Origin of the sequence: Xanthomonas sp. MUS 060 (assembly GCF_000963215.1) — a bacterium.
In the GTDB taxonomy this organism is placed as follows: domain Bacteria; phylum Pseudomonadota; class Gammaproteobacteria; order Xanthomonadales; family Xanthomonadaceae; genus Xanthomonas_A.
This window is the reverse complement of the sequence record NZ_JZIM01000001.1, coordinates 166,326-180,913: the sequence shown is the minus strand read 5'-3', so window position 1 is coordinate 180,913 and position 14,588 is coordinate 166,326. Positions and strand designations below refer to the sequence as shown.

General features: G+C 63.8%; 12 protein-coding genes. 3 read left to right on the top strand and 9 right to left on the bottom strand.

The window, feature by feature from the left end:
* Positions 1-45 precede the first annotated feature (45 nt).
* The 9 genes from XANALMUS060_RS00740 to XANALMUS060_RS00700 form a co-directional block, all read right to left on the bottom strand.
* Positions 46-3,105, bottom strand: a complete 3,060-nt coding sequence (locus XANALMUS060_RS00740; protein ID WP_045736737.1) for a TonB-dependent receptor — start codon at positions 3,103-3,105, stop codon at positions 46-48.
* Between the two features lie 503 nt (positions 3,106-3,608).
* A complete protein-coding gene (rlmH, locus tag XANALMUS060_RS00735) occupies positions 3,609-4,079 on the bottom strand; it encodes a 23S rRNA (pseudouridine(1915)-N(3))-methyltransferase RlmH (RefSeq protein ID WP_045736736.1) in 471 nt (156 codons plus the stop codon).
* A gap of 25 nt (positions 4,080-4,104) precedes the next feature.
* The gene (locus XANALMUS060_RS00730; protein WP_045736735.1) at positions 4,105-5,262 is read right to left on the bottom strand and encodes a molecular chaperone DnaJ; all 1,158 of its coding nucleotides are present in this window, start codon (positions 5,260-5,262) and stop codon (positions 4,105-4,107) included.
* Positions 5,255-5,671, bottom strand: a complete 417-nt coding sequence (gene rsfS, locus XANALMUS060_RS00725) for a ribosome silencing factor (protein ID WP_045737051.1) — start codon at positions 5,669-5,671, stop codon at positions 5,255-5,257. Before rsfS ends, XANALMUS060_RS00730 begins: the two co-directional genes overlap by 8 nt.
* Positions 5,672-5,726: 55 nt before the next feature.
* Positions 5,727-6,560 carry a nicotinate-nucleotide adenylyltransferase gene (gene nadD / locus XANALMUS060_RS00720; RefSeq protein WP_082064760.1) on the bottom strand — a complete coding sequence of 278 codons (834 nt, stop codon included), beginning with the start codon at positions 6,558-6,560 and terminating at the stop codon, positions 5,727-5,729.
* Positions 6,557-7,591 carry a DNA polymerase III subunit delta gene (gene holA, locus XANALMUS060_RS00715; protein WP_045736734.1) on the bottom strand — a complete coding sequence of 345 codons (1,035 nt, stop codon included), beginning with the start codon at positions 7,589-7,591 and terminating at the stop codon, positions 6,557-6,559. Before holA ends, nadD begins: the two co-directional genes overlap by 4 nt.
* 107 nt (positions 7,592-7,698) lie before the next feature.
* Positions 7,699-8,280, bottom strand: coding sequence for an LPS assembly lipoprotein LptE (lptE, locus tag XANALMUS060_RS00710; RefSeq protein ID WP_045736733.1), 582 nt, complete (start codon positions 8,278-8,280; stop codon positions 7,699-7,701).
* A gap of 146 nt (positions 8,281-8,426) precedes the next feature.
* Positions 8,427-11,069 carry a leucine--tRNA ligase gene (leuS, locus tag XANALMUS060_RS00705; RefSeq protein WP_045736732.1) on the bottom strand — a complete coding sequence of 881 codons (2,643 nt, stop codon included), beginning with the start codon at positions 11,067-11,069 and terminating at the stop codon, positions 8,427-8,429.
* 144 nt (positions 11,070-11,213) lie between these two features.
* Positions 11,214-11,837: a DUF998 domain-containing protein gene (locus XANALMUS060_RS00700; protein WP_045736731.1), complete on the bottom strand. Its 624-nt coding sequence runs from the start codon at positions 11,835-11,837 to the stop codon at positions 11,214-11,216.
* A gap of 157 nt (positions 11,838-11,994) precedes the next feature.
* Here XANALMUS060_RS00700 and trxA point away from each other — a divergent pair, with 157 nt between their 5' ends.
* From trxA to XANALMUS060_RS00685, 3 genes are all read left to right on the top strand, one after another.
* Positions 11,995-12,861, top strand: coding sequence for a thioredoxin (gene trxA, locus XANALMUS060_RS00695; RefSeq protein ID WP_045736730.1), 867 nt, complete (start codon positions 11,995-11,997; stop codon positions 12,859-12,861).
* Positions 12,862-13,127: 266 nt separating this feature from the next.
* A complete protein-coding gene (locus XANALMUS060_RS00690) occupies positions 13,128-13,805 on the top strand; it encodes a DUF502 domain-containing protein (RefSeq protein WP_045736729.1) in 678 nt (225 codons plus the stop codon).
* A 1-nt stretch (position 13,806) separates the two neighbouring features.
* The gene (locus XANALMUS060_RS00685; protein WP_045736728.1) at positions 13,807-14,580 is read left to right on the top strand and encodes a queuosine precursor transporter; all 774 of its coding nucleotides are present in this window, start codon (positions 13,807-13,809) and stop codon (positions 14,578-14,580) included.
* The last annotated feature ends 8 nt before the right edge of the window (positions 14,581-14,588 follow it).

The following is a 14,588-nucleotide window of genomic DNA, read 5'->3' as shown; positions in this document are numbered from 1 at the left end:
GGCCTGACAGATCGACGTCGAGCCGCGAACGGCGCGATGCCTGGATCAATAGTCGTAGGACAGCGACAACAGCAGGTAACGCGGCGCCTGGAAGTAATTGCCCATGCCATACGTATTGAGCACCGTGTACGGGCCAGACTCCCATGTGGCGTACTGCTGGGTCGGCTTGCGCTCGTTCAACAGGTTGAACACCTGCAACCCGAACGCCAGCTTCTGGTCCGCGAACGCCGGACGGTAGATCAGACCCAGATCGACCTGCTTGGTCCATGGTGTGCGGCCCGCATCACCAGGACGCGAGGGGCTGCCGCCGCAGGTGTGATAGGCCGAGCCGTAACCGACCGGATTACCCGCCGTCGAGCTCTCGTCGGTGCCATTAGCACTGAAGTAACCCAGGCAATCGCGCGGCGTACCGGACTGGATACGCAGGTTGGCCGACACCATCCATTCCGGTGCAACCTGATATGCCCCGTAGACCTTCAACTGATGACGGCGATCATTCGCCAGATAACCGCCAGCCCATGACATCAACGCCGCCGCGTCCCAGTCCTGGGTCTTGGACACATCGGTTTGACCGATATTGGACTTCAACTGACCTTCGGTGTTGCCGAAGTTGCGCGACCAGGTGTAGTCGACACGCGTGCTCCACTTGCCATCGAACGGACGCTCCAGATACAGGTTGACCGAGGCGTAATCACGCTTGGGCGAACTGTCGAAGCCCCAGTCGGATTTGCTCATACTGAAGTTGGTGCGTCCACCGTTGCTATTGGCAAGACTGAAGTTGTTCGTCTTGCCCGGATTGAACAGGATGCAGCCCGGGATCGTGACGGTACTGGGATCCACACCCAGCGATTGCAGCTTGGTGCGCATGCGATCCGGATCGCACACGTCGTCGATGGCCGACTCCAGTTTGCGGTAGGTCGCCTTGGCACCGAAAGCCCACTTCTCGGCGAACGCCTGATCGAAGCCCACGATCAGCTCGTCCTGGTACATCGACTTCAAATCGGTGGGGGTGAAGGTGCGTGGATCCGGCGCAACACCGTACTCGCCATTGGCGGAAACCGGGCCCGGACCCAACGCACGCAGGCCGGTCGGGTTGCCCTTGGCGTCGATGCCGTTATAAGCGAAGTACTCGCTGGTGTAGGTCGACGCCGAAGCACCACGGATCGCGACGCTGTTGGGCAACGCCAGGAAATAGCGACCCAGGTTCGCATAGACCTTCAACGAGGAATCGCCATGCACGTCCCAGGTGGCACCGAGACGTGGCGCCCACTGGTTACCGCTATCGACATAGGGTTTTGCGTCGCTGTTGCTGTTGACGAACTTGTCGTTGCGCAAGCCCAGCGACAACAACACCTTGTCGCTGACCTGCCAGCGATCTTCGAGGAAGTAGGCTTTCTGCTTGACCGACATCGACGTAGCGGTGCTGAAAATCAGCTTGCGCACATAATAACCGTTACCACCGGGGGCACCGACGCCGAGCGCAGAATTGATCGGACTGGCCGGATCTTTTAACTTATTGTAATACCAGGCATAGCCCGGGCCTGTCGTGGACTGACCTTCGTTTTTGGCGGAGTAGTAGATATTGTCGAGACCGAAGGCAATATCGTGGTTACCCAAGTGGTAATCGAAGTCTAGACGCAGACCGCGGGTTTTGTCCTGACCATCGCGCTTGTTGCGCGAACCCTGGTTGTTATAGATCGGCTGACCGCCAGTAATCGAGGGATCCTGGAAGACCTGACCGCTCAGATAGGGATCCGGACTGACGATGCCAGGATAATCCTTATTCTCGAAGGTGCTCTTGCCGTAGGTCGCATTGAAGGTCAGATCGTCGGTCAAATAGCTGGTGTACTTGCCGATGTAATAGGTGCTGTCCTGCTTGACGATATTCGGCGCGACCATCGAATTGCGCGCGCCCTCGGACAGCGTGGCGTAGTCGAACGCATTGTAGTAGCCGCCGGTGCGGTCGTTGCTCTTGATCCCGGTCAGCTCGAGCAGGTTACTGTCGTTGATGTTCCAGTCGATCTTCGTATAGACCTTGGGTTTGCTCTCGTCGGAATGGTTGCGCGCCACGACGCCAGTACCTAACGAATTGATCGAGGTACCGTCGGACGAATTGGTCGAGATACCGTCGATTTTTTCCTGCTCGACCGCAGCGAACAGGAACAGACGATCCTCGATCAACGGGCCGCCAGCGTAAGCGCTGTACACGTTACTCCAGGTAGGATTGTCCTTGCCCGAGCGATACAGCGTACCGGCCAGTGCCGGTTTCTGATACGCATAGCCGCTGGGCAGGTTGTCATTGGGGTAGTACACGTCCTTCGGTGACTCGGAGGTACCGCGTGGACGCCACAGCACCTGCCCGCCAAAGTGCCATTCATTGGTACCGCGCTTACCGATCTGGTTTATCACGCCACCATCGGAGCGGCCATAACGCGCACTGTAGCCGCCGGTATAGACCTCCTGCTGGTCGATCGCACCATAGGGAAGGCTCACGCCGCCGATGTTGTCGAGCGGATTGCCGGTGGAAAAACCGTTGACGTAATACGCATTCTCCGACACGCCAGAACCACCGAAGGACACGGCATTCCCATTGTTAAAATAGCCGCTACCAGAAACGGCACCGGGTGCCAGCAAAGCAATCGCTTCCGCCGAGCGCGCCAACGGCAGACGCTGCAACTGCTCAGCGGTGATGACCGTGCGCGAGTCGACCGTGGTGACGTCCACCGGCGCCACATTGCTGGCGTTGACCGTCACCGCATCCAGCGTGGAGGTGCCATCGGCTTTAGCGAAGGAGACTTCAGTTCCCGAATTCACCCGCAAACCGATGCCCTTGCGTGTATCGATGGCATGACCATCCTTGTTCAAGGTGACGGTATAGGTTCCTACTGGCAGCGAGCCGATATTGAAGCGGCCGGCACTATCCACCGGGACGGTGCGCGTGAGTCCGGAATCACTCTGGACGGTAATGGTGTCACCCGACGGGGCCGCGCCATAGATGGAACCCGTCGTACTCTGCGCATGAACAACCCCTTGCGTCAGGGCCGCCGCCAGAAACACCGCCAATACGCTTGGACGCACGACACAACGCGGATGGTGCTTGGACATCTATCTCTCTCCCAGAGTAAGTAAGGAAACCTAGAAAAACCTCAGCCGCGCAGCAGCGAGGGGGCAAGAAGCTGACGTTTTATGGACAAATTTGTTTCAAGAAAAACTTTCATTAACAGGTGATTAATTTAGAGCAAAATCTAGACAAATTTGCAACTCCTATCTCATGACTTCCGAACAAAAATCAGCTAGACCCATAAAGGTGCAGAACGCCGCAGCAATCGGCATTTCGCACCATCGCGAGGCATTGAGTGATGAATACGTGGCGTGGGCTCGGCCATGGGATGGGAGCGGCGGCCACGGCAGGCCCAAGGTGAGCAACACAGGATGCAGCGCGGATGCACGCACGCAGCACCACAGGACGTAGCGATAGCGCCTACATCATCTGTCAGCGGAATCCGGCAGAACGGGCGATATGCTGACGAAAGCGGGCACACGAAAGCCGCGTGCATCTTTGCCGCGCATGGCTCGCGGCAAGACACACACTCACCATGATGGTGCGCTCAGGCGCGATGGTAGGGATGGTTGGCCAGCATCGCCGCAGCACGGTACAACTGCTCGGCCACGATCAGCCGCACCAGCATGTGCGGCAGGGTCAGCGGCCCCAGCGACCAGGATTCATCGGCAGCCGCCAGCACCTGGCTGCAATGGCCCTCGGGACCACCGATCAGCAACGCCAGATCGCGGCCCTGCCCACGCCAGTGTTCCATCCGCTGCGCCAACTGTTCGGAACTGTGCTGCTTGCCGGGCACATCCAGCGCAACCACCAACGCACTCTTGGGCAATGCCGCGAGCACACGGCGCCCTTCATCCTCGATCGCGCGTTGCGCATCGCGGCCCTTGCCGCGCAGTCCTGGCTCGATTTCCACCAACTCCAGCGGCAGCCAGTGCGACAGACGCTTGCGGTATTCGGCAAAACCCTGGGCTACCCAGGCCGGGGCACGTTCACCGGTGGCGATGAGGCGCGCCTTCATCGCCGCAAGCCGACCATGCACACCATCAGCGTTCGCACGCGAACATCGCGTCCAGCATGGCTGCGGCGCGCGCCTGTTCCTGCATGTGCGCACGCTGCCATTTGAGCCATTGCTTGAACGTGGCAGGCTGCCGAACAGCGGCACATTCGTCGGCGTAGTCGCGGCACTCCTGCTGCAACTGGCGCTTGATCTGCGCCATCAACGCGTCCAGACGTTGCGGTTGCAGTCGGCGCGCTTCGGCCAGGCCGTAGCGGCCCATGAAGGCATCGACCAACTGCGCCAATTCCTGTTCGATTTGCTTCAACTGCGCGGCCAGCATGCTGTTGTAGTCGCGAATCTGTTGCTCGGCCATGGCAGCGACTCCGGCTTGATCGAGTTGACCAATCTCCAGTTGCAATTCCAGCAGGGCCAGCAGATCGTCATCGCGATAGGCACCGTTGAGCCGCTGCATCAGCGCGGTCTTGCGTTCGCGCTGCTGCGGGTCCGGCTCACGATCCGGATGCAGCGCGGCGACCAGATTGCGGTACAGCACGCGCAAGGCCTGTTGCGGATCGAGCAGCGGGCCCGCCGACGCCTTGCGCACACCGGCACGACGTCCCTTGGCGCGCTGCTGCGCGCGCCCAGCCGCATGCGCCTGCTGCTCCTGCACGCGTTGCTGGATTTGTGCATACAGAGTCTCGGGAGACTGGACATGCTCCAGCTCCTCCTCGGTCAAGCCGAACTGTGCGCCGATCAACGACTTCAACCTCGCATCGGACTCGGCCACTTGCTGTTCGAAAGCCACCTCACTGTGGCGGTCATAGACCGATTTCAGATCGTCGAAACCACCTTCCTCGATGAGCAAAACGGCGAGTTCGCAGATCGCATCGGACAGATCGGCCCGGTCGCGCTTGCTCAGTTTGTAGGCGACATACGCTGCATCCAGTTCCAGCACCAGTTGCGCCTGCGCCGCATCGCGCGCTTGCAGCAATGGCTCGACCTGTTCGTGATAGCGCTGCTCCCAACGCGGCAACGCTTCGTGCCAGGCACGCAATTGCAGGCGGGTTTTTTCAAGACGTTCGACCAGCGTATTGAAGCGCTTGCGTGCCGGGGTCGGGCGTGGCTCGCCCTCGCTCGCGCGTAGCCGCACAACGGGCAGTATCTGGCCGCCAGCGGCATGCAGGCCGCTCTGGCGTTTAGGCATCGCGGGCCGCATGCTCGTCGGCATCGCTCGGCGGCTGGTCGCCAACCGTCCATAGCCGTTCCAAAGCATAGAACTCGCGCACGCGCGGCAGCATCACATGTACCACCACGTCGCCGAGATCGACCAACACCCATTCGGCTTCGCGTTCGCCTTCCACGCCCAGCGGCATCAGCTCCAGACGCTTGGCGTACTTGACGACTTCATCGGCGATCGACTTGACGTGGCGCGTGGAGGTGCCGGAGACGATCACCAGGTAATCGGTGACGCTGGACTTGCCGCGCACATCGATTTCCACCACGTCCTTGGCCTTGAGTTCCTCCACTGCCTCGCGAACGTGGGCAAGCAGGACTGGCAGCGGTGGCGGTGGGTTGGGAACTTGGGTCTTGATAACGTGGGCTTGACTGGACAAAGCGGCGAACTCGATGGAATGGGAAAAGTATAGGGGAGCCTGCGACGAAGCGTATTCAGCCGACTGTGGCGGCATCTGCCGCATACAAACGGTGAGTGCGGATGTAATCGGCAACCGGCGCCGGCAGCAATGCCTGCCAATCACCGCCAGCGGCCAGGCATGCGCGCACTTGGCTGGCCGATTCGCTACGCAGCGGCTGCCGCAGACACCACAACAGGCCACCCGGCGCAGCGGCCAACGCCTGCGGCGAAGCAGCCCAACGCCCAGCCAACGCCTGCGTCAGTACTGCCGGCAGTGCCTGCTCCCAGCCAGCACCAGCACGGTCGGCAACGACCAGATGGGCCGCATCGAGCAGCGCGCGCCATTCGCGCCATCCGGTGAAGCCGACCAGGCTGTCGGCACCGATCAGCAAAGCCAGCGGTGCGTCGGCGCCGAGTTGAGCACGTAGTTCGCGCACCGTCTCGATACTGTAGGACGCCACCCCGGGCTGAGCCAAGGCGCGGCGCACTTCGCGCAGATCCAGCAGCACCTGCGGCTCATCGGCGATCGCCAGTGCCAACATCGCACAGCGCTGCTGCGCAGTGGCGCCCGGCGCGGGGCGATGCGGCGGATCGGCGGCTGGCATCATCCGCACGGGGACGCCAAGCGCATCGCGCGCGGCACGGGCGATCGCCAAATGTCCGTTGTGGACCGGATCGAACGTGCCGCCATAGATGAGGTGCAACCCCTGCGTGGCAGAGCCCGATACGCCTGCCGCAACGACATCCGCACAGCGATCCGGCGATGCGCGGGTCACGACGCCTGTGGTGTCGGCGCCCGCGACGTTCGTGCTTTCGGGAATCCCGCTCTCCCGGGTCTGCAGTGCCGGGTCCCGGGGCCCGGCTTTCATACCACCAACAACCGCACCGCACGCGCCTCGGCGACCGCCAGCAACAGGCGTTCCAGCGCGACCCAGGCATCGCCATCGGCACGCCCCTTGGCGATGCGGTCGATACGTCCAGCCTCGACGACGAAGCGCTCCCAGCGACGCGGCGCGCCATGGCGTTGCAAAGCGCGCTTGAACGGCGCCTGCCGCGCTTCCCAAATGCCCTGCGCCTTCATCTCCGCCGCCAGATTGCCACCAGCCGCCTGCACCTTGGCCAGCACCGCCGTGCGCAGCAGTTCCTTGATCAGAATCGGTAGCAACGCCGCCACCGCCTCGCCTTCGGCGCGCAGACCGGCGAGCATGCGCCGCAGCGCCGACGCCTGACCGCCCAAGGTGGCCTCGGCCAGCCGAAAGACGTCATAGCGCGCCGCATCGGCGACCAGCGACTCCATCGCCGCCACGTCCAGCCCCTGTCCATCACTCAACAAAGCCAGCTTGTCGATTTCCTGCGCCGCCGCCAGCAGATTGCCCTCGACCCGCTCGGCCAGCCGCTGCACCGCGCCGGCATCGGCACGCAGGCCCTTGCCGCGCAAGCGCCGCTCGATCCAATCGCCCAATTCGTGCGGTTTGATCGACCAAGCCACCGCGATCACGCCGATGCGCCCGACCGCGTCAGCCCATTTACCCTGGTGCGCCTTGCTCCACTCATTGCAGGTGATCAGCAACACCACGTCCGGCGGCGGATCGGCGCAGAACGCGGCGATCACCTCGCCCCCCTCCTTGCCGGGCTTGCCGCTGGGCAAGCGCAACTCGATCAGCCGTCGCGGACTGAACAGGCTGGGGGAATTGAAGCTGGAATAGAGTTGGTCCCAGTCGAAGTCGCGTCCATCGGCATCGAACACCTCGCGCTCGCCGATGCCGGCGGCGCGCGCACGGGCACGCACCGCATCGGCGGCCTCCAGCACGCGCAAGGTCTCCGGGCCGGCGATCAGGTAGACCGGATGCAGCGGCTGCGTGGCAGGCTGGGCGAGCAGTTGTTCGGGACGCAGTTCCATGACGACAGCCTACGCCGTAGCGGTGTGGCGCACGCAACCGATCATCGGCACGGCGACGACGCCAGGCATTGCCTGCACCGCGCGCAGCGGCGAAAGCCGGCAGACGCTCAAGGCTGCGGCGAAGGCGCCGGCTTGCCTTCGACCGGTGTACCGGTGACGGCTGGCGGCGCAACGTTGTTCTTGCCCGCGCGCACTTCCGCACGCACCACGCTGTCGATCCGGCGCAGCATCGAGGCCGACATCTCCCGACGCAACTCGTCGGCAAGGATCTCGCGCTCGGTGGTGGTGCCGGTGGCATCGGTGGGTGGCGCCACGTAGTCGCGCGACAGCTCGATCACCTGCTGCGGCACCAGCACGCTGCCGTCGGCCCGGCGGAACAGGAAGATCGCCGCATAGCGCAAGCTGTACTCCTGCGCGCGGCCCTGGGCGTCGAGCGCGATCGGCAAGTCGCCCCAGCGCTCGGACAGCACTTCCAAGCGCGCCACGTCCGTGTCGACGTCCTCCGGCGCGATCTGTGCACCGGCGGCGCGCAGGCCGCGCTTGAGCAGCTTGGCCAACTCGCTGTAGGGCGCCGAGGACACCACTTTCACCGCGTGCGTATCCGCCGGCAGGGTCAGCTTGTCGCGCAGGTGGAAGCCGCAGGCCGCCAGGGAGACTACGAAGACAAGGGCAAGCAGGAGTCGGGTCATGGACACAGTCTGGAGGAGCTGATGGGGCGCGGCAACAGGAAGCTAGCCTGCCCGATGGCGCGTGAACGCGGGTTGAGACACGCCGCGCCACGCGAATGCGGCCAAGGCACGCAAACCTAGCGCGACAGCGCCCGCGCCGCGCGGACTCACGCCACCACCAGATTCACGATCTTGCCGGGCACGATGATGATCTTGCGGATGCTCAGACCTTGCAGAAACTTGGCCGTGTTGGGCTCGGCTTGCGCCAGCGCCTCGATCTGCTCGCGCGCGGTGTCCGCTGCCACGTCGATCGTGCCGCGCAGTTTGCCGTTGACCTGCACCGCCAGGGTCACCGCCTCGCGCACCAGCGCAGCCGGGTCGGCGTGCGGGAACGGCACATCTTCCAGCAGCGTCGGCGCGTGGCCCAGCACCTGCCACAAGGCATGGCTGGTGTGCGGAGTGATCGGATTGAGCAGCAGCACCGCCGCCTCCAACGCCTCCTGACGCACTGCGCGGCCCTGCGCACTGGCATCGTCGAACTTGGCCAGCGCATTGGTCAGCTCCATCACCGCCGCGATCGCGGTGTTGAAGCTGTGGCGGCGACCATAGTCGTCGGCGACCTTGTCGATGGTCTCGTGGGTCTTGCGCCGCAGCGCCTTGTGTTCGCCTCCCAACGCGGCCGGGTCCAACGCAGGGGCCGTGCCATCGGCGGCATGCCTGTGCACCTGCGCCCACAGCCGGCGCAGGAACCGCGCCATGCCGTCCACACCGGCCTCGTTCCACTCCAACGACTGCTCCGGCGGCGCGGCGAACATCGAGAACAAGCGCACCGTATCGGCGCCGTACTTGCCGACCATCGCCTGCGGGTCCACGCCGTTGTTCTTGGACTTGGACATCTTTTCGGTACCGCCGATCAACACCGGCAGACCGTCGCCCTTGTGGATCGCACCGATCATCCGCGCCTTGTCGTCGCGCTGCACCTCCACATCGGCGGGGTTGATCCAGTCCTTGGAACCGTCCGGATTCTGCCGATAAAACGTCTCGGCGATCACCATGCCTTGGGTCAGCAGATTGGTCGCGGGCTCGTCGCTGTCCACCAGACGCGCATCGCGCAACAGCTTGTGGAAGAAACGGAAGTACATCAGGTGCAGAATCGCGTGCTCGATGCCGCCGATGTACTGATCCACCGGCAGCCAATAATTGCCGCGCTTATCGACCATGTCCTTGGCGCCGGGCGAGGTGTAACGCGCGTAGTACCAGCTCGACTCCATGAAGGTATCGAACGTGTCGGTCTCGCGCTCGGCCGCGCCGCCGCACTGCGGGCAGGTGGTCTTGCGCCATTGCGGGTCGGTCTTCAGCGGCGAGCCGGTGCCGCTCAGGGCGACGTTCTCCGGCAGCAACACCGGCAACTGATCCTCCGGCACCGGCACCGCGCCGCAACTGGGGCAATAAATCACCGGGATCGGGCAGCCCCAGTAACGCTGGCGGCTCACGCCCCAGTCGCGCAGGCGATAATTGACGCGCCGCTGGCCTTGCCCCTTGCGCTCGAAGCGCTCGGCCAGGGCTTCGAAAGCGCCCTGGAAATCCAGCCCGTCGAACTCGGACGAATTGATCAGCTCCAGCGCGCGGGTCTTGTCGCCGTACCAATCCTGCCAACGGCTCGGATCGTAATGGCGCTCGTCGTCGTTACGCGGGGACTTGAGCGCGATCACCTGGCGGATCGGCAGCGCATACTTGTTGGCGAATTCGAAATCGCGCTGATCGTGACCGGGCACCGCCATCACCGCGCCGGTGCCATAGCCCATCAGCACGAAGTTGGCGACCCAGACCGGCACGCGTTCGCCGCTGATTGGATGCACCGCGGTCAGGCCGGTGGCCATCCCGCGTTTTTCCTGGGTTTCCAGCTCGGCCTCGGAAACCCCGCCTTGTTTCAGTTCGGCCAGCAACGCCGCCAACTGCGGATTGGACTTGGCCGCATGCAGGGCCAGCGGATGCTCGCTGGCGATGGACACGAAGGTCACGCCCATCAGCGTATCCGGACGCGTGGTGAACACCCGCAGCGGATCCAATGCACTCCCGTCGGCATCGTGCACTTCGAACTGGATCTCCAGCCCCTCGGAGCGACCGATCCAGTTGCGCTGCATGGTCTTGACCGATTCCGGCCAGCCCGGCAACTGATCCAGGCCATCGAGCAGTTCCTGCGCGTAGTCGGTGATGCGCAGGAACCATTGCGGGATCTCGCGCTTTTCCACCAGCGCGCCGGAGCGCCAGCCGCGACCGTCGATGACCTGCTCGTTGGCCAGCACCGTCTGATCGACCGGGTCCCAGTTCACCACCGCGTTGCGGCGGTAGGCCAGGCCCTTGCGCATCAGCCGGGTAAACATGCGTTGCTCGTGCACGTAGTACTCGGGCCGACAGGTGGCGAATTCGCGCGACCAGTCGATGGCGTAACCCAGCGACTTGAGCTGACTGCGCATGTGCGCGATGTTGGCGTAGGTCCACTGCGCCGGGGCGGTCTTGTTCTTGATCGCGGCATTTTCGGCCGGCAGGCCGAACGCGTCCCAGCCCATCGGCTGCAGCACGTTCTTGCCGTTCATGCGCTGATAGCGACTGATCACATCGCCGATGGTGTAGTTGCGCACATGCCCCATGTGCAACGCCCCGGACGGGTACGGCAGCATCGACAGGCAATAGAACTTGGGCTTGTCGGAGGTCTCATCGACCTCGAAGGCACGGGTGGTGTCCCAAAACTGCTGGGCGGCGGATTCGACCTGCTGCGGATCGTAGACGGGGGGCTCGACGGCGGACATGGAAACGGACAGGGCCAGGCGGCAACAAAGCAGCTAAGGGTACCGTAGCGCGGCAAGCCGCTCCAATCCCGCACGACAGACGGCAGCCACACGGCAGCACAGCACCGACGCCTCGCTCACCACAGCATGACAAGTTTCCACGGCTCAGCGGCGCTGCGGTGGCGCCTGCGGGCCAGGCCAGCAGGCCAATAGCGCCAGCCATCCCCACCACAGTATGAACACCAGCCGTTGCGCCAACGGCGGCGACAACAGTCGATCCAAGGCGAAGGCACCCAGCGCGGCCAACAGCGCAACCGCCAGCGCGAAGGTCGCCCAGACGCGCGCGGCGGGATCGCGATAGGCACCGACGCCCAACAGCGCCGCCGACGCCACCAGCGCCACCACCCACAGCAGCCAAGCACTGGCGTGCATTTGCGTGGCGCGCGACTCCAGATCGAGCGGATCCAACGGCAACAGGCCGATGCAGGCAAACGCAAGCCCGGCCAGCAATAACACCTGCCCGCCCACACGCAACGACCAGATCGCGCCACGACCAGCCTGCAGCAGCAGACGCAGCGCCAGCACAATCGCCAACGCACCAGGCAGCACGAAGGCCAGCAGATTGAAGGCCCAGGCATGTGGAATCCCGCGCGCACCCAGCAGGGCCAGCGGATGCGACCACGGTAAATAGCCGGGCAACGCCATGCCGAACCCCACCATCGCCACGACCGCGCCGAGTGCCAGCAAGGGACCGACCCAGCGCAGCACGCATGCGTCCATCTTCGTCATTGCTCGCTCCCGCGCCCTACGCCGCCACTAGCCGAATCCGCATAGTGTGGCGGTTGTCGGTCGCCCCGACATCACATGACATGCCGCGACCGCTCTTGCATCGGCGCGGAGCTGCCACCATGAAGAAGCCAACCTCCTGCCTGACACTGATGCCTCTATGTCCGACACGCCCTACGTTTTCGACGCCACGACCGAGACCTTCGAAACCGAGGTGCTGCAGCATTCCTTGCAAACCCCGGTTTTGGTGGACTTCTGGGCCCCCTGGTGCGGCCCGTGCAAAACCCTGACCCCGATCCTGGAGAAGCTGGCCGCCGAGTACAACGGTGGCTTCGTGTTGGCCAAGGTCGACGTAGACAAGGAACAGCAGATCGCCGCGGCGTTCCAGATCCGTTCGGTGCCGACGGTGTTCCTGGTCAAGGACGGGCAACTGGTCGATGGTTTCCCCGGCGCGCTGCCGGAGGGTCAGTTGCGCGCGTTCCTCAAGCAGCACGGCATCGAACCGCTGGCGGCACAGGACAGCCCCGAGCAGGACGACGCCCCGGCTACGGCGCTGGACCCGCATGCCGAGGTGCACCGCCTGCGCGAGGCGGTAGCGGCCGAGCCGGACAAGGAAGAACTGAAGCTGGATCTGGCCCTGGCGCTGATCAAGACCGGCGCTGTCAGCGAGGCCGAGGCGCTGATCGATGCCCTACCAGCCAACCTGGCGACCGACGAACGCGCGGTGCGAGCGCGGGCACGGCTGGGCTTCGTCAGCGCGCTGCAGTCAGCGCCGCCTTCAGAGGCATTGCAGGCTGCACTCGCGCAGAACCCGAACGACCTGGCGGCACGCCATCTGTTAGGAGTGCGGCATCTGGTCGACGGCGACGACGAGGCGGCACTGGAGCACTTCCTGGAAATGCTGCGGCAGGACCGCAACTTCGCCGATGGACTGGCAAAAAAATCGCTCATCGATGCGTTCCGGGTCATCGAGGATGCGGATCTGGTCGGGCGCTACCGGCGCAAGATGTCGGCCTTGCTGTTTTGAAGCCCACCGCATGACGCGCCGTCGGCGGGAATGCCCGCGCGGGCGGTGATGCCGCTGTACCGACGCACGGCATGCCCGGCCTGGCCGCGCGTCCATTGCCAAGCGAATAGTTGCGCGTGGCATGTTGGCGGCGCGCACGCGAAAGCTGCTGTAGATCAACCGCAAACCGTCGAGTCGAGCAATCAACGCTGACCGAACGATATCTCCACGGACGCCAGTGCCCTGCGACTATCCCCGCAGGCACGACGCTCCACTACACTAGGGGAATGTCACCCGACCCCCAAACATCGTCTCCGCGCCCGTCCCTGCAACGGCTCTTCCTCACCGGCCTGCTCACCCTGCTGCCAATCTGGCTGACCTGGGTGGTGGTCAAATTCGTGTTTGTACTGCTGTCGGGCATCAGTAGCCCGTGGGTCGTGCCGCTCTCGGCACGCATTGCCGCCTCGTTCCCGCAGGCACTGGGCTGGGCAACGGCACTGTGGGTGCAGGACACCATCGCGCTGATCGCCACGCTGGCGGCGATCCTGCTGGTCGGTATTCTCAGCCGGCGCATGATCGGGCAACGCCTGCTGGGCTGGTTCGAGGCGGTGATGCGGCGCATTCCGCTGGCCAGTGTGGTCTACGACAGCGCACGCAAGCTGCTGGACATCCTGCAGACACAGCCCGGCAGCACCCAACGCGTGGTGCTGATCGACTTCCCCCATCGCGATATGAAAGCGGTGGGCCTGGTGACGCGGGTGATCCGCGAGCAAGAAAGCGGCCGTGAATTGGCCGCGGTCTACGTGCCGACCACGCCGAACCCGACCTCCGGCTATCTGGAAATCGTCCCGGTAGAACGGCTCACCCCGACCGACTGGAGCGTGGACCAGGCGATGAGCTTCATCATTTCCGGCGGCGCGGTCGCCCCGGACAGCGTCCCATTCACCCGCACCATGGACCGTTGACATGCGCACTGGCACGCTAGACGATCGCGCCGTTCGACTCTTCATCGCACTGGCCGCGTTCTTCTGCGTCAATGCAGCGCTGGCCGAATTCATCGGGGTCAAGATCTTCGCCCTGGAGGATACGCTCGGCATCGCACCGCTGAACTGGAACCTGTTCGGCCAGAAAGGTTCGATGAACTTCACCGCCGGCACCCTGTTGTGGCCACTGGTGTTCATCCTCACCGACACCATCAACGAGTTCTTCGGTCGCCGCGGGGTGCGCTTCATCTCCTGGCTGGCGGTGGGGTTGATCGGCTACGGCTTCCTGTTCGCGTTCGCCGCGATCGCATTATCACCGGCCGGGTTCTGGGTCAGCGCGGCGCAAAACCAAGGCGTACCGGATTACCAGGCCGCATTCGCCGCCGTCTTCGGACAAGGGTTGTGGACCATCGGCGGCTCGTTGGTCGCGTTCATGGCCGGTCAGTTGATCGACGTGGCCGTATTCCATCACATCCGCAGCAGCACCGGGGAAAAACACGTTTGGTTGCGCGCCACCGGCTCCACCGCCGTGTCGCAATTGATCGACAGCTACGTGGTCATCTACATCGCGTTCGTGCTGGGTCCGCAGCACTGGTCGATTCCGTTGTTCCTTGCGGTGAGCACGTTGAACTACATCTGCAAGTTGGTGCTGGCGATCGTGCTGCTGCCACTGCTGTATCTGATGCGCCGCCTGATCACCGATTACCTGACCCCCCAGCGGGCCGAACAGTTACGCGAGGAAGCCGCAGCCGATTGAGGCCGTCC